We start from the raw sequence: 22,917 nt of genomic DNA on the forward strand, positions 1-22,917 counted from the left end.
GGCGTCATGAGAGGCAATGTCCCAACCTGTAGAAACCATCCGCCTCGACCAGCTCCTGCTGAATGCCGGCCTCGTTGCCAGCCGTTCGCGGGCGCGTGACGCCATCTCGCGCGGCACCGTGCGCGTCAACGGGCGCGTCGTCACCAAGCCGAGCTCGACCTTTCCCGCCTCCGCCGCCATCGAGATCGACGACCCCGCCCAGGCCTATGTCTCGCGTGCGGCGCTGAAATTGAAGGCCGCGCTCGACGCATTCGGCCTCGATCCCGCCGGCCTCGACTGTCTCGACATCGGCGCCTCGACGGGCGGCTTCACGGATATCCTGCTGGAGCGGGGCGCTGCCCATGTCATCGCGGTCGATGTCGGCCACGACCAGCTTCACCCGCGGCTGCGGGCGGATGAGCGCATCACCAACTACGAAGGCCTGAATGCGCGCGTGCTCGACGAGGAGCATCTCGAAGACCGCGCGATCGGCGCGGTCGTCTCCGACGTCTCCTTCATCTCGCTGAAGCTGGCGCTGCCGCCGGCCCTCGGCTTCGCCGAGCCGGGCGCCTTCTGCGTGCTGCTCGTCAAGCCGCAGTTCGAAGCCGGCCGCGAGGCGATCAGCAAGGCGGGGCTTCTCAAAGATCCCGACAGCGCGCCTGCCGTTGCAGCCGAGCTGGAACGCTGGCTCACCGAAGACATGGGCTGGCAGAGCCTCGGCCTTATCCCCTCGCCCATCACCGGTGGCGACGGCAATGTCGAGTACCTGCTCGGAGGCCGCAAGCCATGACGACGGAGACGCTCACGATCGCCCGTCTCGGCAGCGGCGGCGATGGTATTGCCGAGACGGCGGACGGTCCGGTCTACGTGCCCTTCACCCTGCCCGGCGAGACGGTCGCCGTTGCACGCGTGAAGAACCACGGCACTGTCATGTCGATGACGGTCGCCTCGCCCGAGCGGGTGGCGCCGCCCTGCGTGCATTTCGGTCCTGAGGGCAAGAACGGCACCTGCGGCGGCTGCACCTTGCAGCATGCCGGCGATGCGCTCTATCATCATTTCAAGCGCAACCTCGTCGCGCAGGCCCTCAAAACGAAGGGCCTGACGCCGGAAGTTGCGCCGCTGGTCATCGCCCGTCCCGGTGAACGCCGCCGCGTCGTCTTCACCGCGCGCAGGACGGAAAAGGGCGTGCTGCTCGGCTTCAACCAGGCCGGCAGCCACCATATCGTCTCCATCGATCACTGTCCGATCTCGAGCGAGGGCATCATCTCTCAGCTTGCGGCAATCCGCCGGGTGGCCGGCGCGATCGCGACCTCGGCCGAACCGTTCCGCGTAACCGTGCTCGAAACCCTTCCCGGCCTCGACCTCGCCTTCGAGGGCGTGAAGAAGGTGGGGGACAAGGAGCGCCGCGCTGTTACCGAATGCGTGCTTTCGCTCCGCGGCATCGCCCGCGTTTCCAGTGACGGCGAAATCCTCATCGAGCCGCAGAAGCCGGTGATCGATTTCGGCGGGGTGCGCGTCTCACCGCCCGCCGGCGGCTTCACGCAGGCAACCAAGCCCGCCGAGGATGCCATGGCCGAACTGGTGCTGACGGCCCTCGGCAAGGCCAAGCGCGTTGCCGACCTTTTTGCCGGCTCCGGCACGTTTGCCCTGCGTATCGCCCGGCAGGCGAAAGTGCATGCGGTGGAAGGTGACGAAAAGGCGTTGAAGGCGCTCGATCACGCCGCGCGCAACACACAGGGCCTGAAGCCCGTGACGGTGGAAAGGCGCGACCTCTTCCGCCGGCCGCTGATGGCCTCAGAACTGAAGGTCTATGACGCCGTCGTCTTCGATCCGCCGCGCGCGGGGGCGGAAGACCAGTGCAAGGAACTGGCCCGCTCCGGCGTGAAGACGATCGTTGCCGTCTCCTGCAATCCCATCAGCCTTGCCCGCGACCTGTCGATCCTGACCGCCGCCGGCTACCGCATCCGCCTCGTGACGCCGGTCGACCAGTTCCTCTGGTCGGCGCATGTCGAGGCGGTGGCGGTGCTCGACAGGTAGGTCACCGCAAGCCGCATCAGGGTAGCTGCGCGGGAAACACCCCGCCGTCATCCGCATCCAGCACGATGGAGAGCGAGATGTTGCGCGGGCGCGTGACGGCGAAGAGGACCGCTTCCACCACATCCCGGTTGGTGGCGCGCGCGCTCTTCGCCCGCGCGGGCGCCTCGGCCCATGCCGGGTCGGCCGGCTGGATGTCGTCGAGATCGGGCGGATGCAGGATGATCGAGCGGACCGGCGTTCCCGCCAGCATTTGCCGCAGACCTTCCGCAACCGCCGTCTGGCCCCGCTTGGCGGCGTAGAAGGGAACGGAAACGCCGTCGAGCAGCCCATTCGGCAGACCGCTGACCGAGCCGATGGTCACTATATCCGGGGTGGCGGAGCGTCGGAGAAGCGGCAGAAGACCTTGCGTGAACAGAAACGTGCCGGTGATGGCGGAGTTGATCACGCCGAGGACCTCTTCGGCCGTGTGCGGCTCGTCGCGCGCTTCTAGCCACATCGCGCCGTTGTTCACCAGCAGATCGATATGCTCGTGCGACCGGGCGATCGCCTCGACGGCCTGGCGCACGCCGTCGTTATCGGCGAGATCGACGCTGATGCAGACCGGGCGAAGGCCGGTCGTCGCCGCAATACCATCCGCCACTGTTTCGAGTGCCGCCTGGTTGCGTCCGCACAGCACGAGATTGGCCCCGGCCTCTGCCAGAGACACGGCAAGCGCCGCCCCAAGCCCTCTGCCCGCACCGGTGATGACGACCGTCCGTCCCTGCAAATCCGCCATTTTTCATGCCCCCAAAATATCGACACACGATGAACCCCGTGTAGATGGGCATTCCGCTGATGCGTAGCAACCCTTTGGCATCATTGCAGAACCAAAAAGAAAAAGGCCCGGGAACGACCCGGGCCTTCTGTTTTCAATCTGGCCGCTCAGGCCGCGGGGCGGTGGCTGGCGGCGGTCTGCTCCTCCACCATGGCGGCGTTCTGCTGCGTGCCCTGGTCCATCGTGTTGACGGCAGTAGATCTCCTGCAGCCCCGTCGACTGCTCGCGGACGGCGTTGCTGGAGAGATAGGCGCAAGACTACAAGGATTTGAGGTAGTTTTGAAAACGCTTGCCATTTTCATGTCTAAAAGTCAGCCCGGCCGGCTCGAGCTCGGCTATTCGATCGAGCCGGAAGTTGCGAAAATCCTCTCGTTCCTCGCACCAGGCGGTCAACAACCAGACAGCATCGAACAGGGTCAGGCCTAACGGGCGTATCGTCCGTCTGCTCTGCTTGTCGTTCAGATCACTGTAGGACAGCGTGACCACCGCCCTCTCCCGAATGCAAAGACGCAGGAACGACAGTTGCTTGTTTGCCTTGTCGGATTCCGCCGTTTTTCGGGACACCGCTCTCAATGGCAGATTGCTGTAGAGGCTTTCTACACCTTTCCCCATCGTGGCAGCGAGCTTGCCGGAAACCCGGGCGGCTGCCGACGCCAAAGTGGCGTCTCCTTTGGCCATGACAAGACGGACACCGAGCATGATGGCATCCATCTCGTCCGGATCGAGATGCAAGGGCGGCAGAAAGTATCCTTTTTCCAGCTGGTAGCCGAGGCCAGATTCTCCTCGGACAGGCGCCCCCATTGCCTGAAGCGTCGCCATGTCCCGATAGATCGTTCGCGGGGAAACCTCCAGCTCGCGCGCCAAGTCCGCCGCCGAGACAGGCGCGGACGCCACGCGCAAGCGGTCGAGCAGCGAGAAGAGGCGAAGTGTTTTCATAGCCGCACCTATAGCATCCCCCTGACCGTATCTGTCAGGGGGATGCGTGTATCTGCCACCCCGCGAACAGCAAGGAGACGGATATGACAACACCATGCTTTGAAATCATTGTTTACAAAGTGGCTGGGACAACGACAGCCGATCTGGAAAGAACCAGGGCTCAGAACCGCGTGAAAAGCTTCCCGGGCTTCCTGTCCTGGACGCCATTCTCAGGCATTGAGACTGACGTCGATCGGGTTGATCTCGTGGCGTGGGCAACCCTGGAGGATGCGCAGGCGGCCGCCCGGCGCGTTGGACACGATCCGGAATTTGCAGCCTTCAGACATACTGTCCGCAACATAGAGACAATGGGGCACTACATAGCCGGAGCGACGGTCCCGCCGGCCGCGATTTCCGCGAGCGGTGTCGAACTCGGGCGGTTTCGCCTCAAGGAGGGCGTACGGGAAGAGGACATGCGTGCGGCCTATACCACCATGGTCAGCAGCCATCTCAGGTGTCAGGCAGGCTGGTGTGCGCAGCATCTGATCAAACTGAAGGACGGTGTTTTCGTCGATCTCGCCCTGGCAGAAAACCCGCAATATGCCGAAGAGATTTGCAGTAGCTGGCATGGCAATGCCGATTGCGAAGCGTTTCTCGCGCTGATTGAGCCGATCAGCATGGAGTTCGGAACAATACTCGAAACATCCGCGGGCAACGCGTAAGCAGGCTTTCCTGCAAAACAGCCAGCATCCGAAAAAATGGGTTTCGTGTTGATTTTCCCGGATAAAGTCCTGTCGCAAAGCCACAGCATTGCGACAGGAAGCTGCGCCTGTTTCGTTCAGGCCGCGCGCCGCGCCGCCGGGCTGGCGGCGTAGGTTGCAGCCCCCTGCCCGAGCCGGAACTGCGCCAGCAGCGCGTTGAGGGCTGCGGCCTCGGCGGCGAGGCCGTGGCTGGCGGCGGTCTGTTCCTCCACCATGGCGGCGTTCTGCTGCGTGCCCTGGTCCATCGTGTTGACGGCGGTGTTGATCTCCTGCAGCCCCGTCGACTGTTCGCGGGCGGCGGTGACGATGGCGTTGACGTGGCCGTTGATCTCCTGCACCTCGCGCACGATCGCTTCCAGCGCCGCCCCCGTCTCGTCGACCAGCGACACGCCGGAGCGCACCTGTTCGCCCGACGTGGTGATCAGCGCCTTGATCTCCTTGGCCGCATTGGCCGAGCGCTGGGCAAGCTCGCGCACCTCCTGGGCGACGACGGCAAAGCCCTTGCCAGCCTCACCGGCACGCGCTGCCTCCACGCCGGCATTCAGCGCCAGCAGGTTGGTCTGGAAGGCGATATCGTCGATCACGCCGATGATGTTGGTGATCTCGCTCGAGGATTTTTCGATGCCCTGCATGGCCGAGACGGCGCGGCGCACCACCTCGCCCGACTTTTCCGCGCCGCTGCGGGTGCGCGAAACCAGCGAGCCGACCTCCTCCGCCCGGCGGGTCGAGTCCTTCACGGTCGTCGTGATCTCCTCAAGTGCTGCGGCGGTCTCCTCGACGGAGGCGGCCTGCTGTTCCGTGCGGCGGGCGAGGTCATCGGCGGCGGTGCGGATTTCCATGGCGCCGGCATCGATGGCGCGGGCATTCTGGCCGACCGTCGTCATCGCCGTGTGCAGCTTGGTGACGGAGTGGTTGAAGTCGGTGCGCAGGCGATCGAGATGGCCGGCGAAGGGGGTGTCGATGCGGTGGGCGAGGTCCCCCTCGGCAAGCCGCCCGAGGCCATCCGCCAACGCCTCGACGGCGTGGTGGATTTCGGCCGCCTCGCGGGCCTTGAGCGCCTCACGCTCGCGGCGTTCGCCTTCGGACAGCACGCGGCCCTCCTCGGCGGCGTTTTCGAGGCGGGTGCGCTCGATGGCATTGTCGCGGAACACGGCGACGGCCGCCGCCATACGGCCGATCTCATCGGTACGGTCCTGGCCGGGGATTTCCGTGCGCACGTCACCCGAAGCGAGCTTGTCCATGGCGCCGGTCATGTCCTTGACCGGGCGTACGACGAGGCGCGACAGCACGGTGGCGAGGAAGCCCATCATGACGATGACGGCGAGCACGGTGGCAATCGTCGCGGCGATGCGGAACTGGTCGATGGCGGCGAACGCCATGCCCCTGTCGATGGTGAAACCGAGATACCATTCCACCGACGGCAGGCCGGTGACCGGCACGAAGGAGACGAGCACCGGTTTGCCGGCATAGGTCGTGTGCGCGATGCCACCGCCGATGGCGGGCGTCGCCCCCGGGAAGGCATCGGCGAGCGTCTTGGTGACGAGCGCCTTGTCCTGGTGCACGAGGATCTGACCATCCTTGTTGACGAGGAAAGCAAAACCCATGCCGCCGAGATCGACCGAGTTGATCATGTCGACAAGCGATGCCAGCGAAAAGTCGCTGCCGGCGACGCCGACGAGCTTGCCGTCGCGCTTGACGGGGACGGCCGAGCTGATGATCAGGCCGTTGGTGGAGGCGTCGATATAGGGCTCGGTCAGCACGGCGCCGTTTGCCTTGACGGCATCCTGATACCAGGGGCGCTTGCGCGGATCATAGCCTTCCGGCATGTCCGACTTCGGCCACTGCGTGAAGATGCCCGCCTCGTCACCGACATAGGTGGTCATGAACTGGCCGACCAGCACGTCATTTTGCAACACCGCCTCGATGCCGGCGGGATCGGCCGCCTTGCCCGCGGCATTGCCCGCCATCTCGGTCAGCGCCACGCGGGCGTTCAGCCAGTTGGCAATGCTCTGGGCGGCCTGTTTGCCGGAGCTATCGATGCTTTCCTCGACCGAGTTGGTCAGCACGCTGCGCTGCAGGCTGTCGATATAGACGGAGAAGCCGGTAAAGGCGGCAATGACGACGAGAGACGCGACGACGAGGATGCGCGTCATGAGATTGGAGCGCTTGGACATGGGGCGCGATATTCCTTCGGGAGCGTCCCGCCGGGGCGGCGGGCGCTTGATGCTGAACGGCATGCCGGAGGGCGAGGATCGGACGCATCATGCGGCCGCCGGCAGGACGCCGGAAAGTGGCCGCACCATAGGAAAACGTGTTTAAGGGCCTGTTAAAATTGACAGACCACAAATCGCAAGCGGCTCGCCGGATAGACCCTCAGCGGCGCGCCATGAAGGCCTCGAAGGCGGCGCGGGCTTCCGGGCTTTTCAATTGTGCCGCGAAATGTCCCGCCTCTTCGTCGATGCGCGTGGCAACATCGGCACGGTCGCCGCGGATGAGGTTGCGGGCGATGGCGAGCGCCTGCGGCGGCTTGGCGGCGAGGCGCCTTGCGGCCGTCAAAACCTGCTCTTCCACCGCCGCCGGTTCGACGACGGCGTAGATGAGCCCGGCATCACGCGCTGCGGTCGCGGAAAAGCCCTCACCGGCGGCGAGCAATGCGAAGGCGCGCTGGTGGCCCATCAGGCGCGGGGCCAGCAGGCTGGAGGCGGCTTCCGGCACCAGGGCGAGATCGACGAAGGGTGTGCGGAACTCCGTGCGGATCGACGCGTAGGTCAGGTCGCAATGCAGATGGATCGTCGTGCCAATGCCGATCGCCAGGCCATCGACGCCGGAGACGAGCGGCTTGGTGTGGGCGGCGAGCGCATGGAGGAAATCGATGACCTCGCGGCCCATCGTGCCGCCCATGGCAAACGCCATGAAATCGTTGAGGTCATTGCCGGCGGAAAAGCAGCCTTCCGAACCGAGGAAGACGGTGGCGCGCACGCTTTCATCCGCATCCCCCTCCTTCAGCGCATCCGTCATCGCCTGGTACATGGCACGCGTGATGGCGTTTTTCTTTTCCACGCGGTTGAGGCGGATTATCTGGACACCGGGCGCATTTTCCGGGCGTTCTATCAGAATATGGTCGGTCATGTTTTTCCTTCAGCCCAGAACCGCGCGCGCCGCCGCAAGGCTTGCGGCACCGCTCATGACACGGTCCTTGAGCGCGACCGTTTCCCCGATGACATTTTCCGCGGCAAAGCGGCAGAGGACTGCGCGTTCGCCATTGCGGCCGTCGCCGCCATCGGCAAGCGCACCCTTGGCGAGATAGGCGCCGGTCAGTACCAGACCGAACAGCCGTTGATAGGGCGTGGCACCGGCGAGGGCTTCGGCCTGCTTGCCCTCGGCGAGCGTGGCAAGCAGCCATTCGGTGGCGGCTTCGAGATCGGCGATGCTGGCCTCGAGCCGGGCGCCGGTCTCGCCGAGTTCAGGCGTGTTTGCCGCGCGAGCCTTCGCGGCGATCTCGCGCAGTTCGGCGATGAAGCCACGGATGTGGTTGCCGTCCGACAAGGGCAGCTTGCGGGTCACAAGATCGATGGCCTGGATGCCGTTCGTGCCCTCGTAGATCGGCGCGATGCGGGCGTCGCGATAGAGGCGGGCAGCCCCCGTCTCCTCGATGAAGCCCATGCCGCCATGCACCTGCACGCCGAGCGAGGAGACATCGACGCCGGCATCGGTGGCAAAACTTTTTGCGATAGGCGTAAGCAGGCTGGCACGGTCGGCCCAGTGTTTTGCATCATCGCCGTGCGATAGATCGACGGCGTGGGCGCAGGCATAGGTGATGGCCCGGGCGCCCTGGGTCAGCACCTTCATAGTCAGCAGCATGCGGGCGACATCCGGATGCTCGATGATCGGGCTCATGCCCGACCCCTGCCGGCCGGGCGCCTTGCCCTGCGTTCGCTCCTTCGCATAGGCGATCGCCTTCTGCGTGGCGGCTTCGGCAATCGCCACGCCCTGCATGCCGACGGCGAGGCGGGCATTGTTCATCATGGTGAACATGCAGGCGAGTCCGCGATTCTCCTCGCCGATCAGCCAGCCGATGGCGCCCGGCGCGTCGCCGAAGCGGCCGTCGCCGTAGATCATCGTGCAGGTCGGTGAACCGTGGATGCCGAGCTTGTGCTCGATGGAATGGCAATGCGCATCGTTGCGGGATCCAAGCGAGCCATCGTCGTTCACAAGGAATTTCGGCACGAGGAACAACGAGATACCGCGCGTGCCGGCCGGCGCGTCCGGCAGGCGGGCCAGCACCAGATGCACGATGTTGTCGGTAAAGTCGTGTTCGCCATAGGTGATGAAGATCTTCTGGCCAAAGAGACGGTAGGTGCCGTCGTCGCGGCGTTCGGCGCGGGTTTTCATGACGCCGAGATCCGAACCGGCATGGGGTTCAGTGAGGTTCATCGACCCCATCCACTCCCCGGACACCATCTTGGGCAGGTAGGTGCTCTTGAGGTGGTCGGAGCCGTGCGCCGTCAGCGCCTCGATGGCACCGATCGTCAGCGTCGGGCCGATCGCGAAGGCCATTGAACCGCTATTCCACATTTCAAGCGCCGCGACATGCAGCATATGCGGAAGTCCCTGCCCGCCGAAATCCGGCGAGGCCGTCAGCGAGTTCCAGCCGCCTTCCGCCCAGGCCCTGTAGAGCGCCGGCCAGCCATCGGGCATGGAGACCGTGCCGTCGACGAAACGCGCTCCTTGCGTATCGCCGATTGCGGCAAGCGGTGCGACCTCCTCGGTGGCGAAGCGGCCGGCCTCGGACAGGATGGCGTCGACGAGATCGTCCGTCAGATCACCAAGATGCCCGCCGTCCAGTGCGGGCGTCAGCCCCGCCACGTGTTTCAGCGTGAACGCAATCTCCTCGACCGGCGCCTTGTACATCTTTATCCTCCTCCCATCCGCTCTCCCGGGCTCGGGCTGCGGCGACGTGTTGGCAGCAGATTATTGATTTTTACGTAAACGTCAACTTGATGGACGCCTGCCTGAAAGCAGAAAGGCCGACCGGAACACTGTCCGATCGGCCTGTTTGCTGTGCCGGAGGCCCGGCATCTGTTATTTCAACCGGTCAGCGATACGGCGACAGGCACTGACGGCGCGGTCCGTTGTAGGGCTGATAGGTGTTATCGTATGCACGATACGAGCGGTAACGGTTGGCACACCAGTTTACGTGCGAACCACCGCCGACGTAGCCGCGGTCATTGGCAATCGCGCCGCCGATAATGGCACCGGCACCAAACGCGGCAAGCGGGAACCAGTAGCCGTTGTGGCTGCGATAACCGTGGCGATAGTGGCGGTAGCCGCGATGCCCGCGGTACCAGCCATAGCGATCACCGCGGTCACGCCAGCCGACATGGCGATTCCGGTTCCATCTGCGGCTCTCCCGCCAGCCGCGATCGCCGCGCCAACCGCGGTCACCACGCCAGCCGCGATCGCCACGTCTGATCCAGCGGCGGTGATCGCGATCACGCACCAATTGCACATCGCTTCCGCCGGTGGACGTGACGGGCTGACTGACGGAACCCGCCACCGGCATCGCGTTTACGGGCACGACGGGCGTTAGGGCAAACAGCGCCGACATCGCGACGGCCATACATTTGCTGATTAGCTTCATGACACTTCTCCCTATCGGTGCCTTTCGGCTCTTGCTCGAATGGCAATTTGAACGCGAAACGCACCAAAGTCCCTTTCGTTCCATATGTGCTTCATCGGGCAGCACTTTCAATAGGCGGCGGGCGTTAGCCCTCCGTTAACCATGCCTGTCGCACGATGACCGCTTGCGGAGGCGCGGGAATCGAACAGGAGCGTCCATGAACCCCAAGCATCTTTCCGGCCTCGTCGCCCTCATGGCGCTGGCGACCCTGCCCTTTTCCACCCGGGCAGCCGATGTGGAACCGTGGAAGACGCCGGAAAACGCCATCGTCATCGACGCCTACGAGTTGAACGAAATCGACTGGTCCGAGATGCTCTCCGACAAACGCATTGCCGGCTTCATCTCGAAGGCCTCCGACGGCCTGCCGGAAAGCTATAGCTGCAAGGGCGAGCACAGCGGCGACACGGTGGCGCACTGCAAGACCATGTGGCGCAAATATGCCGTGAGCCGCGAGCTCTACGAAACGCGCCGCCTGCTGGCCCGTGCCAAAGGGCTGCTGTGGGGGGCCTATCACCTCGCCCGTCCCGGCAACCCGATCGACCAGGCCAATCATTTCCTCGACTATGCCAAGCCGCAGGATGACGAGATGATGGTGCTCGACATCGAGGGTATCGAACCCGACAATTACATGTCGCTCGAGGATGCGCAGATCTTTGCCGGCCACGTGAAGACGCGCACCGGCCGCTATCCGGTGCTCTATACCAACCATTCCACCGCCCGGCACATCGCGCTCAACCGCGACAAGTACCGCATCCTCTCGCGCCTGCCGCTCTGGTATGCCCGCTACAAGCCGGGGATTGAGGGGGCGTTCCCGATGGGCAACTGGGATAATTATGCGCTCTGGCAGTTCTCCGCCGCGGCGAATTGCTCCAAGCGCCGCTGCCCGTATCGCGTCAAGGGGGCGGAAAACGACATCGACGTCAACGTCGCGCCGATGACCAAGGCAGAGCTGCAAAAGGCCTGGACGTTTGGCGCACTGCTGCCGGAAAAACCCTTCGAACCGCTGGACGAGATGCTGACCGCGTCCATCCCGACGGGCGGCGCCCTGAAGGCGACTGTCGAAGCGACCGTCACCATCGGCACGGGGGCCCAGACGGCAGGCATCGTCACGCTCGCCGACGGCAAGACGCCCTTCCCCATGACGGTCAGCGCGGAGGTTCGCGCCGGCATCATGGCGAACGGCACCACGACCACCCTGCTCGGGCCTCGCGTGGTCGAGGTCACGCCGATGAACTACCAGGATTTCTGAGCGCCAGCCCTCCGGTCCGCAGGGGCAGTATCCGCATGGCCTATACGTTCGCCGTTGGCGACATCCACGGTTGTATCGACCCGATGAACAGGCTGCTCGCCCGTATCGAGGCCTATGCGGCTTCCGGCACCGTGGTCTTTCTGGGAGACTATATCGATCGCGGGCCGGACAGCCGCGCGGTGCTCGACCGGCTCATGGCCGGCCCCTCCGCCGCCTTCTGCTGGATATGCCTGATGGGCAACCATGAAGACATGATGTGCGGAGCCTATGAAGGGCGCAGCGAGCGCGACTGGTGGCTCGACAATGGCGGCCTCGAGACCGAAATATCGTTCGACGGCCGCGTGCCGGCCGCCTGTCTCGACTGGGCGGCGAAACTGCCGCTCCTGCATGCCGATGAACACAGGCTGTTCGTCCATGCCGGCGTATCGCCCGCCTTTCCGCTGGAACGGCAAAGCCGGCGCGACCTGCTCTGGCTGCGGTTTAAATCCGACCAGTCAGAGGACTACTGGGGCAGGCATCTGGTGCACGGCCACACGCCGTCGAAATCCAACCCGATCACGGTCGGCAACCGAACGAATATCGACGGCGCCTGTGTTTTTGGCGGCAAACTCGTCTGCGCGGTTTTCGACGATGCCATCGCCGGCGGGCCGGTCGACTTCATCGAAGTCGCGGCCGCCGGTGATGCATAAACGGGACGCCCCGGCGTTCCTATCGCGTCACGCCTCAATCGACACGTCGCCGATCGGCCGCGAGCAGCAGGCGAGGATGTAGCCCTCCTCGATCTCGTCGTCGAGGATGCCGCCATTGTGGCGCATGTCCACCTCTCCCGAGACCTTCATGACGCGGCAGGTGCCGCACAGGCCGCCCTCGCAGGCCGCGCCGATGCGCACGCCCGCGGCACGCGCCGTCTGCAGGATCGTCTGGCCGGGCGGGCATTTGCTTTCCTTGCCGGCCATGGTGAAGGAGATGGTGGCCACCGCATTGGCGTCGACCTCGATCTCGCCGGCGCCGGCCCGAATGGCGATCTCCTCCGGCGCGGGCGCTGCGGCCGGCTGGAAGCTTTCCTCATGGTAGCGGTCCATGTTGAAGCCGCAGACCTTGAGCATGTCCCTGACGCCGCGCATGAACGGTTCCGGGCCGCAGCAGAAGACGGTGCGGTCGCGGAAGTCGGGCGAGAGCAATGACAGGCGGGCGGCGTCGATGCGGCCGCGCAGGCCATGCCAGCCGTCGCGCGGATTGTGGCCCTCGACGACGAAGCCGAGCGCCAGGTTCGGCATGTGGGCCGCCAGACATTCGAGTTCGGCCTTGAAGAGCAGGTCGTCGGGCCTGCGGGCACAGGTGACGAAGGCGACATCCGACTGCGGCGCGCAGTCCGACATCCAGCGGGTCATCGACATCATCGGCGTGACGCCGGAACCGGCCGAGATGAAGAGGTACTTTTCCGCAGGATAGCGCACGAAGGAGAAGTCGCCGAGCGGGCCGAAGGCCTTCAGCGTCATGCCCGGCTTCAGATGGTCAAACATCCAGCGCGTGCCGATCGAATTCTTCTGCGCCTTCACCGTCACGGCGACGGTGAAGGGACGCGAAGGCGTCGAGGACAGCGTGTAGGTACGCATCACAGGCTCGTCTTCGGAGACCGGCAGTTCCAGCGTGACGAACTGGCCCGGCAGGTAGCGGAACCAGTTGTCGCGATCCGAGCGGAAGGTGAAGGTCATCACATCCGTCGTCTCGACGGTGGCGGCGACACATTCCAGCAGATTGTGGCGGTCGTGCCAGGGATTGAGTTCGTCGAAATGGCGGAAATGGCTGGCGATCGTCATGTCAGGCCACCCGCGACAGCGGCCGCTTGGCGCCGTCGAGCCGTTCAATCATGAAATTGGCGTACCATTCGACGAACTGCATGACGCCGCCTTCGTCCTCCGGGGAATAGGGTCCAGGCTGGTAGGCCGGCGAGCGGATGCCGAAGGCGTTTTCCTCGACGATCCGGCGGTCCTGGTCGTTGGTCTCGGTCCAGACATGGGTGAGTTCGTCGAGACGATAATCGACGCCTTCCACCGCATCCTTGTTGACGAGCCATTTGGTGGTGACCTGCGTCAGTTCCGGGCCGAGCGGCAGCACGCGGAAGGTGATGGCGTGGTCGGCCAACACATGGTTCCACGTCGTCGGGTAGTGGAAGAGCAGCAGCGTGCCAATCCGGCTTTCCAGCACGTCGCTGGACAGCGGGCGGGCGACGGCGCGCGCGCCCGACATGGTGTAGCTCTCGGCATCCTGGATCAGCGGCATGCGGGCGGCGCGGAACTGACCGGTCGGCGACATGCGGAATTCGCTCGGCAGGCCAGCGGCCTCGCATTTGGCCCAGTGTTCGGCAATCACCGGATCGTCCTTGGCGCCCTGCACGCCGGTGGCGCTCGGCGCTTCCGGATAGGTGCGGCAGAGTTCCGGGTGGTTGGCGGCACAGTGATAGCACTCGCGGTTGTTTTCCCAGACGAGCTTCCAGTTGCCCTTCTCGATGATCGTGCTTTCGAAGGCAACCTTGGTTTCACCAAGGCGGTGACGGGTGAGATAGGGTTCGACCAGGGCGCGGAACGGCGCAAAATCAGGCGCTTCGTCGGCAAGGCAGACGAAGATGTAGCCGCCGACGGTCTCGCAATGCATACGCTTCAGGCTGTGCTGCGTCCTGTCGAAATCCTCCGCCATGTGGCGCGCGAAGAGCAGCGAGCCGTCGAGTTCGTAGGTCCACTGGTGATAGGGACAGACGAGCTTGGCCGACGAGCCCTTGTGCTGGGTGCAGACGCGCGAGCCGCGATGGCGGCAGGAATTGTGCAGCGCGCGCACCGTTCCGGAGCGGTCGCGGGTGATGACGACGGGATAGTCGCCGACCTGCACGGTGAAATAGTTGCCGGCCTTGGGGATCTCGCAGTCGTGGCCGATGAACAGCCAGTCGCGGTACCAGATCGTCTCCAGGTCGAGCTTGTAGTGATCGGGGTCGATGTAGAAGGCCTGCTCGAGGCTGTAGCCGTCGCGCCGGTTCTTGAGCTTGCGGAGCACGTCGCTGCGAATGTCCATGCCGGATCCTCAGAATATCCAGGTTTTGAAGACCGAGGCGCACGGAAGGAGACGGCATCCGGGCGGCAAGCCGCACGAATTGCACGCTTCCCGGCCGCCCGCCGCAGCCAGTCACGATCGTTTCTCCAGGCTGGTTTCCGGGCTGAGGAATGTCCCGAAGGACCGGTGCAGCGCCTTCCCAGACCTCCCGTCCAGTGGCTTCTGCTGCACCTTGTTCCAACACCGTTGCGGGGGCAGCGCCGGATTTCAACCGGCTTCCCAATTCTCCACCCTCCCTGAGAAGTGGCACCTTGAGTGTGCTTATCTAAGCGCAAGAATCGGCGCACAACATGTCGAAAAACGACACGGCCTCCTGATTTGACGACAGCGTATTCCAGAAGGAACGAGGTGCACCGATCCGGCTTTTTCCAGTCATACCAAAGCGATATGCCCAATTTTTCGGCGGATTGCCCTGCCCGCAGCAACGCCGGGGTCACGCATTATGCGCTTGTCATATTGCGACCATGATATCGGCGAGACAGGAATTGGGAGTGCGTCAGCAAGGATTGCTTAACGACGTTTTCTTACTCTTGTGTGCGATCAGGGCGCGAGGATGGAGTGCCGCCACGTGCAGCAGACGAAATTTCGATATTACGACGCCGTAGCCTACAAGCGCGCCAACCCGCCGAAAGCAGCCATCCACACTCAGTTCCTGCGGACCGGCCGTATCGACCGTGACGTCAGCTGGAGCCCGAGCGAGAAGCGCTACCTCTCCTATCAGGAAGTGGCCGAGCGCACCGGCCGCAAGCTGGAGCGGGCGGGCAATGTCACCCACGACCGCATCAACGGCTTTCATGAGACGATCCAGTTTCCCAAGCTGATCTTTCACCGCACGCTCGCCCAAACGCCGCATCTCGGCTACTGCCACATCACGGTGGCCAATTCCCGTTTCGCGGAATTCCCGAACGTGCAATGGGCTTTCTACATGACGAACTTCCTTGCCGAGATCGGCGACGAAGACCAGTTCTTTGCCGGCATTTCGAAGAAGCCGGGCCGGATGTATTTCGCCATCGCGATCACCCCGACGGAAGAGGAAGGCCGCCTCACCATCGACCGCAAGGTGCGCGGCAACGGCGTGATCTTCCGCACCGACGACCCGAAGCTCGCCATGAAGAATGTGCTGATGCTCGGCGCCCGCAACGAGGCACTGCGCAAGGTCATCCGCGCGATTTAGGACGCCCGGTACAGCATCCATTCCTTGCCCGCCGGCACTTCGTCGCCGCGACCGTAGACGACGACGAGATCGCCCCCGGCGCCCTTTGCCTCCAGAAGCGCCCGTTCGCAGGCCGATGCCAGGTCGAGCGCGCTCTCGGCACGGTCCGACATGCACACACCGGCAGACAGGGTCAGATGGCCGAGATTGCGGCCGGTGCGCGGGTCGCGCAGCGCCATCGTCTGGAACGCTGCACGCAACAGATCGACAAGCCGTGTCACCTCGCCCTCGTCCGAGGTCTGGAACAGGAAGCCGAAGCGCAGGCCGTCGAAGCGCACGGCGAGGTCGCTGGTCGGGAACGCCTGGCGGATGAGGCCGCCGTAGAAGGTGACGAGATGGTCCGAAAGGGCCTCGATCTGGGCCGGCGAGAAGCGGCGGTCGGCATCGACCTCGGCGACGACGACGCCGCAGAGCATCGGCAGGTCCGGATTGGCATAGACGCGGGCGAGCGCCTTGTTGAAGGCGCGACGGTTGCCGAGCTTCGTCGGCGGATCGACGAATTTCATCGCCTCGAAATCCGCCATCTCCTTCTGGATACCTTCCATGACGGCAGATTGCGCGGCGACCTTTGCCGCCATTTCCGCGGTGTGGCTGACGCGCAGTTCCGTCGCGCGTTGCAGGGCCGCAAGCGAGCCGCCGAGCACGTCCTCGCCGCCCGCGTTGCGAATGACCTGCGAGGCCTCGCCGATCAACCGGCCATAATCGGAAAGCGATGTGCGCTCCTGGCTGAGAAGGTCCATGAAATTGCTCATCTCGCCGCTGATCGCACCGGCGGAGCGTTGCAGCACGCTCGCCTCGTGCTGGTGCGGCAGATATTTCCGGCCGAGCTCGTCGAGCATGGCCTGGGTCTTGTATTTGCCGAGTGCCACGAAATCGCGCACCAGATCCGGATTGGCGCCGGCATAGGCCTCGTAGACCAGTTCGTAATTGCGCGGCAGGCCATCGATGCCCATCTGCTTCATGGCCGTTGCGACGCGCAAGGCGATGTCGGTCGTCGAGGATTTCTTGTGAGCCATGAATTGGGGACCTGCGTGCGGGACTGTTCACCCCATCCCTAGCAGGCCGCTCTTTCGACCCCTCTAATCCGGTCGTTCGAATTTTAGGCAAACCGCCCGAGCCCTTGGCATTTGCCGCCAAAGCCCTGTAAAGGAAGCCGGAAACGACGGAAGGGCGACATGGCGGACATCGTGGATACGCGGACGGAACCGGAAGTGGCGCTGGCGCGGGCAGCAGACGTGCTCGGCCGCGGCGTGCCGGTCGCCATCCCGACGGAAACGGTCTACGGCCTTGCCGCCGATGCCACCAATCCGCTGGCGATCACCCGCATCTACGAGATGAAGGGCCGGCCGCGCTTCAATCCGCTGATCTGCCATATGGCCGATCTCGCCATGGCGGAGCAACATGCCGTCTTCGACCCGCTGTCCCGCCAGATTGCAGAGGCCTTCTGGCCCGGCCCGCTGACACTCATTCTGCCGATCCGGCCGGAGAGCGCCATCCACCCACTGGCGCGCGCGGGCCTAGACACGGTCGGTATCCGCGTGCCGACCGGTTTCGCCAGCCGGCTGCTTGCCGCCTTCGGACGGCCACTGGCAGCCCCCAGCGCCAACACGTCCGGCCGGATCAGCCCGACGACCGCCCGCCATGTTGCCGAGGATTTTGGCGCGCGGCTGGAGCTGGTGCTCGATGCCGGGCCTGCCGTCGTGGGGCTCGAATCCACCATCCTCAAGGTCGAGGGCGAGACGATCCGGCTGCTCCGGCCCGGCGGGCTGGATGCGGCCGAGGTGGAACGCATCACCGGCCGCCCCGTGCTGCGCAACGACACGGCCGGCGCGACGATCGAGGCGCCGGGCATGCTCGCCTCGCATTATGCGCCCGACGCGCCCGTGCGGCTGAATGCCAGCGATGTGCGGCCGGGCGAGGTGTTGATCCGCTTCGGCGGCAAGACGCTTCCCGGCGAGGCCGATGCGGCGCTCGTGCTGGACTTGAGCCCCAGCGGTGATCTCGCGGAAGCGGCCGCAAATCTGTTCGGCTATATGAAACAGGCGGACGCCGCCGGCGCAGGCTCGATCGCCTTTTCGCCGATCCCCGCAGATGGCCTCGGCGAGGCGATCAACGACCGTTTGCAGCGCGCGGCCGCGCCGCGCGGCTAACAAGGACGACGTGATGGCCAAGGCAACGCTTTCTCCCGACCTGATCACCCGTTTCGCCGCCATTACCGGCGAGGCCTATGCGCTCACCGAAGACCGGGACATCGCGCCCTATCTCATCGAAAGCCGCGGGCTTTATCATGGTACGTCGCCGCTGGTGCTGCGGCCCGGTTCCGTCGAGGAGGTCTCGGCCATCCTGGCGCTGGCCACCGAAACCCGCACGGCCATCGTGCCGCAGGGCGGCAATACCGGCCATGTCGGCGGCAGCGTGCCGCGCGAGGATGCGACGGATGTCGTGCTGTCGCTCTCCCGTCTCAACCGCATCCGCGATGTCGATCCCGTTGGCAATGTCATCGTCGCTGATGGCGGCGCGGTGCTTGCCGACATCCAGAAGGCGGCAGAAAATGTAGACCGGCTGTTTCCGCTGTCGCTTGGCTCGGAAGGCTCCTGCCAGATCGGTGGCAACCTTTCCACCAATGCCGGCGGCACCGCCGTGCTTGCCTATGGCAATATGCGCCAGCTCTGCCTCGGTCTCGAAGTCGTGTTGCCGACCGGCGAGGTGTGGAACGGGCTGCGCCGCCTCAAGAAGGACAATACGGGCTACGACCTGCGCGATCTCTTCATCGGCGCGGAAGGCACGCTCGGCATCATTACCGGAGCGGTGCTCAAGCTGCTCCCGCGGCCCCTCGGCCACGAGGTCGCCTTTGCCGGGTTGAAATCGGTGGCGGACGCCCTCACCCTCTTCGAGCGTGCCTCCAGCCGCTGCGGCCCTGCGCTGACCGGCTTCGAACTGATGCCGCGTCTCGGCGTCGATTTCACCACACGCCACATTCCGGGCGTGCGCGATCCCCTCGCCACCCGGCACGACTGGTATGTGCTCATCGAGATCTCCACCTCCGACGACGCCCAGACGGCGACGCGCATGATGGAAGCGCTGCTGTCCGAAGGCATCGAGGCGGGGCTCGTCGAAAATGCGGTGATCGCCTCCAGCGAAGAGCAGCGCCGGGCGCTCTGGCACATGCGCGAAAGCATGTCGCCAGCGCAGAAGCCGGAGGGCGGCTCGATCAAGCACGACGTCTCCGTGCCCGTCTCGGCTATTCCGGCGTTCATGGCGGAAGCCGATGCGGCGGTGATGGCGGCCATTCCAGGGGCGCGCATCTGCTCGTTCGGCCATATGGGCGACGGCAACATTCACTACAATATCTCGCAGCCCGTGGGCGCCGACAAACAGGCCTTCCTCGACCGTTGGCGCGAGATCAACCACCTCGTGCACGGCATCGTGCTGCGTTACAACGGCTCGATTTCCGCCGAGCACGGCATCGGCCAGTTGAAGCGCGACGAGCTGGCGGATGTGCGCGAACCGATCGAGATGGACCTCATGCGAAGGGTGAAGCGTTCCTTCGACCCTGCCGGCATCATGAACCCCGGCAAGGTCGTCAACGCCTGAAGGCGTAGATCCCGCCTGTCAGACCAAAACCATGCCGCCATCGACGACGATCGATTGGCCGGTGACATAATCCGAACCCGATGACGCGAGAAACTGGGAGATACCGATCAGGTCATCTGCGGCGGACGGCCGGCCAAGCAGGATGCCGGCGGAAAAGTTCTCGAATGCTTCGTTTTCGCGACTGGTCAAGCCTTCATCCTTGAAGCCCTTGTCGATGAGCTTCCACATGTCTGTCGCGACGACGCCGGGGCAGATCGCGTTGATATTTATCTTGTGCGCACCGAAGGCCCGGGCAGCCGCCTGGGTCAACGCCACGACGGCGAACTTGCTGGCGCTGTAGTGTGCGAGCGGCTCGTAACCCTGCTTGCCCGCGATCGATGCGGTATTGACGATTTTGCCGCCGCCGCCCTGGCTGATAAATTGTTTCACCGCCTCTTGAATGCCGATGAGCACACCAAGTCCATTGACGTCCATGACGCGATGCCAGTCGTCTTCGGTAATATCGAGAAATTGCCGCACCTGCGCGATGCCGGCATTGTTGAACATGACGTCGAGGCGGCCATGGGCGGTGACAGTGGCCTCGATCATCGCCCTGACGCTGGCGCGATCGACCACATCGACGGCAACACCGATAGCTGTTCCGCCCTCGCTGACGATGCTGTCGGCAACGCTGCGGGCACTGTCTTCGTTGATATCAGCGATCGTCAATCTGGCGCCGGCGACGGCAAGGCCGCGGGCAATCGATTCACCGATACCGCGACCGGCCCCGGTTACAATGATGGAACGATCTTTGGTGCTTATGGACATGGCTTCCTCCCTGTTGAACCCTCGCGGGGTCGAACAGAAAGAGCAAAGGTCGTGCCATTTTTCTCAGATCGAAGAAAATCAATCGGTTACTCCGTGAACGATGAAGCGACCGCCCACGGCATATGTGGCACGCGCCGCACCATGTGTGGCACGTGCCACAGGTGTTGCGGCATCCAGAATCAGCCGCCGGTGCGCAGCTGCGCCAGCGACATCATCAGGTCGGCGCTGATGCCGGCGGTGCCGGAACCGGTCAGCACCGAAAGGGCGGGATCGGTCGTGCTCTGATTGTCGAGATCGTAGAGCACGGCGAACTTGACGATCATCTTGGAGACTTTTCCCGGATCCTGCAGGTCTTCCAGCTCGAGATAGCGGTTGATCATGTCGGCCTGGGCATCGATATCCGCGCTGCCGATTTCGTCCGGCAACTGATAGAGCACCTTGAAGACCTCGAAGAGCGCGTCGTCGGCAAGAAGATCGTAGGCGCTCGAAATCGTGTCCGCCTTGCGCTCGAAATAGAGCGCGAGGCGCACGCCGGCATTGTCGTTGCCGGCTTCCTCTTCGAGCATCTGGCGGACATAGTTGTCGAGCGTCTCGTAGATGCCGCGCCGCGACTGGATCTGCGCGTCGTCCGGCCGCTCGACAAGCCCTTCGGCGTTGAAGTTGAACGAGGCGACGATCTTGCGATAGGAGCGGTCGGCCTGCTGGTTCACAAAACTCTTCGGATCGTCGAGATCGGAGGTGAAGATCTTCGCCATGAATTCGGCATCGACGCTCGCCGGATCGATATTGTTGGCTTCCAGAACGAAGGCGACGAGGCGCGGATCGGACAGGAAGTCCTTGACGGAATCGATCTTCTGCATCTGGACGGAGTAATATTTCGCCTCTTCCTCAGCGAGCTTGCGGTCGTCCTCCGTTCCGAAACGGGACTTCTCTACCACATAGCCGCGCGACATGACGAGGATTTCGGATTCGGACTGCGCCAGCTTCGGCTGGGTGATATTGCCGTCCGACCCGAAATTGAACGCCTTGGCAAGTTCCACATAGCGCTCGTCGTCGAGCTGGTACACGTAGCTCTTCGGATCGTTGAGGTCGCTTTTCAGCACGTTCTTGATCGTCAGCGCCGAGACCTTCGTGGGATCGAGGCCAAAGGCCTTCAACGCGAAGTCGTAAATCGTCGCCTCGCCCAGGAAATCCTGAACGGTCTTCACCGCGCCGATCTGGCCCTTGAACCGCTTGATGGCGGTTTCGTCCGCCTCGTCGTCGGCATCGTTGTAGCGGACCATGTAGCCGCGCGCGGTCGTCGCGGTCTGGGCGGCGGTCTGCGGCGTGTCGCCGGCCGCCAGCGTTCCGTCTTCCTGGAAGTTGAAGACCGCACGCAACGCGATGTACTTTTCCTTGTCGGCACCGCCGAACAGGTTGATGTAGCTCGTCGCATTGTTCGGGTCGGGGTCGCTGGTGATGATGTTGCGCAGCGTCAGGCCGGCAACGGACAGCTTGTCGAGATCGAAGGCGACCTTGAGATAGGACACGATGCGCGGATCGGCGACGAGTTCGTTGGCCGTGGTGATGCTGCCGATCCGGCTTTCGAAATATTCCTTGTTCATCAGTGCCGCCGCCGTTGTCACGCGCGGATTGGAGAGCGTGTAAAGCTCGTTCGTGCTCTTCTTCTGGTCAGCGTCCTGTACGGTGCCGGCGGTCGCCGTGCCATCCGGGTTGAAATTGAAGGCATCCGCCAGCGTGCGGTATTTGTCGACATTGGTGATGATGGCCGTCTGCCGGTTGATCTCCGCCTTGAGCTGGTTGATGCGCGCCTGGTTGGCGGCGTTCGATTCGAGCCCCGCCAGCTCGTCGCTCGCCGCCTGTCGTGCTGCGGTCGCCGCCGTCGCCTTGGCCTCGAATTCCGTGTTGAAATAGCTTGCCGGGTCGTTGCGATCGCTCGACAGCACGCCCTTGATCGCCGCGCGCGAATAGTTTTCCGGGTCGATGCCATAGGCGGTGAACACGTAGTTGCGCAGGCGCTCATTGTTGAGCAGCTGGTCGGTGCTCGTCACCGTGTCGATGACGATGTTGTAATAGCGGGTCTCTTCCTTGATCACGTCTCCCGCACTGGCGGCCGTCGCGGAATAGAGGCCGATGATCTCGTCGAGCTGCACCTCGGTCTGCGCCACGGCGGTGGCGCCGGTGAAGCTGAAGGCGGTGGCGAAGTCGCGATAGCGCGTATCGGTCAGCATGTTCACGAAGCTGTTGGCGTCCGAGATATCGCTGTCCAGCACCTTGCGCATGAAGGCCTTGGCATAGGTCATCTCTTCCAGGCCGTGCGCTTTCATGGCGTAGGAGTAGAGCCGGTAGTCGTCGAGGAACTCATCGACGGAGGAAACCTTTCCGATGTTCTCCTTGTAATATGCCGCCTCGCGCGCCGTCGTCGTCTCGCTCGCCGTGCGGTCCAGCGACGTCAACATGTCGCGCGCGATGAGGTTGTAGCTCGTATAGGTGGACAGCATCGGCAACTCTTCCTTCGTGGCAACGGCAGGCCAATCGAAGGCTATTTTCGCGCGCGAGGCTTGTCCCGGCCTTTCGAGGGCGTGGGACACAAGCCGGCCGCGCCGTTCACCTTCCCTAAACCCTGTGCCGTGCGGTTTTGCTAACCATCGGGAAGCGCAAAGTTTTCTTAACCGCAATTTTTAAGCGGCGAGGAAGGGGGCCCGCCTATTCTCCCCCTCAGAGGACGCAAAGTCCCAATGAGAAGACCGGATAGGGCTCTCA

19 protein-coding genes and 1 riboswitch are annotated in these 22,917 nt (G+C 63.9%); of the genes, 8 read left to right on the top strand and 11 right to left on the bottom strand.

Annotation, left to right across the window (positions count from 1 at the left end):
* Nucleotides 1–16: 16 nt before the first annotated feature.
* Nucleotides 17–769 (top strand): TlyA family RNA methyltransferase, encoded by a 753-nt coding sequence (locus GR138_RS23020; protein WP_160861600.1) that lies wholly within the window; start codon nt 17–19, stop codon nt 767–769.
* Nucleotides 766–2,016, top strand: a complete 1,251-nt coding sequence (locus GR138_RS23025) for a class I SAM-dependent RNA methyltransferase (RefSeq protein WP_160861601.1) — start codon at nt 766–768, stop codon at nt 2,014–2,016. Before GR138_RS23020 ends, GR138_RS23025 begins: the two co-directional genes overlap by 4 nt.
* Nucleotides 2,017–2,032: 16 nt before the next feature.
* Here the strand turns inward: GR138_RS23025 and GR138_RS23030 are convergent, their stop codons facing one another.
* Nucleotides 2,033–2,791 (bottom strand): SDR family oxidoreductase, encoded by a 759-nt coding sequence (locus GR138_RS23030; protein WP_160861602.1) that lies wholly within the window; start codon nt 2,789–2,791, stop codon nt 2,033–2,035.
* Nucleotides 2,792–3,088: 297 nt separating this feature from the next.
* A complete protein-coding gene (locus GR138_RS23035; protein WP_160861603.1) occupies nt 3,089–3,766 on the bottom strand; it encodes a helix-turn-helix transcriptional regulator in 678 nt (225 codons plus the stop codon).
* An 83-nt stretch (nt 3,767–3,849) separates the two neighbouring features.
* Between GR138_RS23035 and GR138_RS23040 the strand changes: the two genes are divergently transcribed.
* The gene (locus GR138_RS23040) at nt 3,850–4,467 is read left to right on the top strand and encodes a hypothetical protein (protein ID WP_160861604.1); all 618 of its coding nucleotides are present in this window, start codon (nt 3,850–3,852) and stop codon (nt 4,465–4,467) included.
* A gap of 116 nt (nt 4,468–4,583) precedes the next feature.
* On the opposite strand, the gene mcpU is transcribed toward GR138_RS23040, so the two are convergent.
* From mcpU to GR138_RS23060, 4 genes are all read right to left on the bottom strand, one after another.
* On the bottom strand, nt 4,584–6,680 hold the full coding sequence (mcpU, locus tag GR138_RS23045) for a methyl-accepting chemotaxis protein McpU (RefSeq protein ID WP_160861605.1): 2,097 nt from the start codon (nt 6,678–6,680) through the stop codon (nt 4,584–4,586).
* Between the two features lie 199 nt (nt 6,681–6,879).
* Nucleotides 6,880–7,635, bottom strand: a complete 756-nt coding sequence (locus GR138_RS23050) for a crotonase/enoyl-CoA hydratase family protein (RefSeq protein ID WP_160861606.1) — start codon at nt 7,633–7,635, stop codon at nt 6,880–6,882.
* 9 nt (nt 7,636–7,644) lie between these two features.
* The gene (locus GR138_RS23055) at nt 7,645–9,417 is read right to left on the bottom strand and encodes an acyl-CoA dehydrogenase family protein (protein WP_160861607.1); all 1,773 of its coding nucleotides are present in this window, start codon (nt 9,415–9,417) and stop codon (nt 7,645–7,647) included.
* A gap of 184 nt (nt 9,418–9,601) precedes the next feature.
* Entirely contained in the window at nt 9,602–10,147 is a 546-nt protein-coding gene (locus GR138_RS23060) for a BA14K family protein (RefSeq protein WP_246200638.1), read from the bottom strand.
* Between the two features lie 196 nt (nt 10,148–10,343).
* Here GR138_RS23060 and GR138_RS23065 point away from each other — a divergent pair, with 196 nt between their 5' ends.
* On the top strand, nt 10,344–11,435 hold the full coding sequence (locus GR138_RS23065) for a glycoside hydrolase family 25 protein (RefSeq protein WP_160861608.1): 1,092 nt from the start codon (nt 10,344–10,346) through the stop codon (nt 11,433–11,435).
* A gap of 35 nt (nt 11,436–11,470) precedes the next feature.
* Nucleotides 11,471–12,124 (top strand): metallophosphoesterase family protein, encoded by a 654-nt coding sequence (locus GR138_RS23070; protein WP_160861609.1) that lies wholly within the window; start codon nt 11,471–11,473, stop codon nt 12,122–12,124.
* 27 nt (nt 12,125–12,151) lie between these two features.
* Here the strand turns inward: GR138_RS23070 and GR138_RS23075 are convergent, their stop codons facing one another.
* Together GR138_RS23075 and GR138_RS23080 are read right to left on the bottom strand one after the other, a co-directional pair.
* Nucleotides 12,152–13,255: an FAD-binding oxidoreductase gene (locus tag GR138_RS23075; RefSeq protein WP_160861610.1), complete on the bottom strand. Its 1,104-nt coding sequence runs from the start codon at nt 13,253–13,255 to the stop codon at nt 12,152–12,154.
* Nucleotide 13,256: 1 nt separating this feature from the next.
* Nucleotides 13,257–14,501: an aromatic ring-hydroxylating oxygenase subunit alpha gene (locus GR138_RS23080; protein WP_160861611.1), complete on the bottom strand. Its 1,245-nt coding sequence runs from the start codon at nt 14,499–14,501 to the stop codon at nt 13,257–13,259.
* A gap of 111 nt (nt 14,502–14,612) precedes the next feature.
* A riboswitch (cobalamin riboswitch) is annotated at nt 14,613–14,809 on the bottom strand.
* A 299-nt stretch (nt 14,810–15,108) separates the two neighbouring features.
* Between GR138_RS23080 and GR138_RS23085 the strand changes: the two genes are divergently transcribed.
* On the top strand, nt 15,109–15,714 hold the full coding sequence (locus GR138_RS23085) for a DUF6656 family protein (protein ID WP_261001966.1): 606 nt from the start codon (nt 15,109–15,111) through the stop codon (nt 15,712–15,714).
* On the opposite strand, the gene GR138_RS23090 is transcribed toward GR138_RS23085, so the two are convergent.
* Nucleotides 15,711–16,769 carry a diguanylate cyclase domain-containing protein gene (locus GR138_RS23090; RefSeq protein WP_160861613.1) on the bottom strand — a complete coding sequence of 353 codons (1,059 nt, stop codon included), beginning with the start codon at nt 16,767–16,769 and terminating at the stop codon, nt 15,711–15,713. The two genes, GR138_RS23085 and GR138_RS23090, sit on opposite strands and share 4 nt — an antisense overlap.
* A gap of 159 nt (nt 16,770–16,928) precedes the next feature.
* Here GR138_RS23090 and GR138_RS23095 point away from each other — a divergent pair, with 159 nt between their 5' ends.
* Nucleotides 16,929–17,903, top strand: a complete 975-nt coding sequence (locus GR138_RS23095; protein ID WP_160861614.1) for an L-threonylcarbamoyladenylate synthase — start codon at nt 16,929–16,931, stop codon at nt 17,901–17,903.
* Nucleotides 17,904–17,916: 13 nt separating this feature from the next.
* Nucleotides 17,917–19,347, top strand: a complete 1,431-nt coding sequence (locus tag GR138_RS23100) for an FAD-binding oxidoreductase (protein WP_160861615.1) — start codon at nt 17,917–17,919, stop codon at nt 19,345–19,347.
* A gap of 18 nt (nt 19,348–19,365) precedes the next feature.
* On the opposite strand, the gene GR138_RS23105 is transcribed toward GR138_RS23100, so the two are convergent.
* Nucleotides 19,366–20,154, bottom strand: a complete 789-nt coding sequence (locus GR138_RS23105; RefSeq protein WP_160861616.1) for a glucose 1-dehydrogenase — start codon at nt 20,152–20,154, stop codon at nt 19,366–19,368.
* Nucleotides 20,155–20,333: 179 nt separating this feature from the next.
* Entirely contained in the window at nt 20,334–22,655 is a 2,322-nt protein-coding gene (locus GR138_RS23110; protein WP_160861617.1) for a DUF1217 domain-containing protein, read from the bottom strand.
* Nucleotides 22,656–22,917 lie beyond the last annotated feature (262 nt).

The sequence above is a fragment of the Shinella kummerowiae genome (assembly GCF_009827055.1).
Taxonomy (GTDB): domain Bacteria; phylum Pseudomonadota; class Alphaproteobacteria; order Rhizobiales; family Rhizobiaceae; genus Shinella; species Shinella kummerowiae.

Coding starts and splice junctions, on each gene's coding strand:
- GR138_RS23080 (WP_160861611.1), bottom strand. CDS start 14,501: ATGGACATTCGCAGCGACGTGCTCCGCAAGCTCAAGAACCGGCGCGAC.
- GR138_RS23020 (WP_160861600.1), top strand. CDS start 17: ATGTCCCAACCTGTAGAAACCATCCGCCTCGACCAGCTCCTGCTGAAT.
- GR138_RS23090 (WP_160861613.1), bottom strand. CDS start 16,769: ATGGCTCACAAGAAATCCTCGACGACCGACATCGCCTTGCGCGTCGCA.
- GR138_RS23060 (WP_246200638.1), bottom strand. CDS start 10,147: ATGAAGCTAATCAGCAAATGTATGGCCGTCGCGATGTCGGCGCTGTTT.
- GR138_RS23100 (WP_160861615.1), top strand. CDS start 17,917: ATGGCCAAGGCAACGCTTTCTCCCGACCTGATCACCCGTTTCGCCGCC.
- mcpU (WP_160861605.1), bottom strand. CDS start 6,680: ATGTCCAAGCGCTCCAATCTCATGACGCGCATCCTCGTCGTCGCGTCT.
- GR138_RS23030 (WP_160861602.1), bottom strand. CDS start 2,791: ATGGCGGATTTGCAGGGACGGACGGTCGTCATCACCGGTGCGGGCAGA.
- GR138_RS23070 (WP_160861609.1), top strand. CDS start 11,471: ATGGCCTATACGTTCGCCGTTGGCGACATCCACGGTTGTATCGACCCG.
- GR138_RS23040 (WP_160861604.1), top strand. CDS start 3,850: ATGACAACACCATGCTTTGAAATCATTGTTTACAAAGTGGCTGGGACA.
- GR138_RS23110 (WP_160861617.1), bottom strand. CDS start 22,655: ATGCTGTCCACCTATACGAGCTACAACCTCATCGCGCGCGACATGTTG.
- GR138_RS23055 (WP_160861607.1), bottom strand. CDS start 9,417: ATGTACAAGGCGCCGGTCGAGGAGATTGCGTTCACGCTGAAACACGTG.
- GR138_RS23050 (WP_160861606.1), bottom strand. CDS start 7,635: ATGACCGACCATATTCTGATAGAACGCCCGGAAAATGCGCCCGGTGTC.
- GR138_RS23095 (WP_160861614.1), top strand. CDS start 16,929: ATGGCGGACATCGTGGATACGCGGACGGAACCGGAAGTGGCGCTGGCG.
- GR138_RS23035 (WP_160861603.1), bottom strand. CDS start 3,766: ATGAAAACACTTCGCCTCTTCTCGCTGCTCGACCGCTTGCGCGTGGCG.
- GR138_RS23075 (WP_160861610.1), bottom strand. CDS start 13,255: ATGACGATCGCCAGCCATTTCCGCCATTTCGACGAACTCAATCCCTGG.
- GR138_RS23105 (WP_160861616.1), bottom strand. CDS start 20,154: ATGTCCATAAGCACCAAAGATCGTTCCATCATTGTAACCGGGGCCGGT.
- GR138_RS23025 (WP_160861601.1), top strand. CDS start 766: ATGACGACGGAGACGCTCACGATCGCCCGTCTCGGCAGCGGCGGCGAT.
- GR138_RS23065 (WP_160861608.1), top strand. CDS start 10,344: ATGAACCCCAAGCATCTTTCCGGCCTCGTCGCCCTCATGGCGCTGGCG.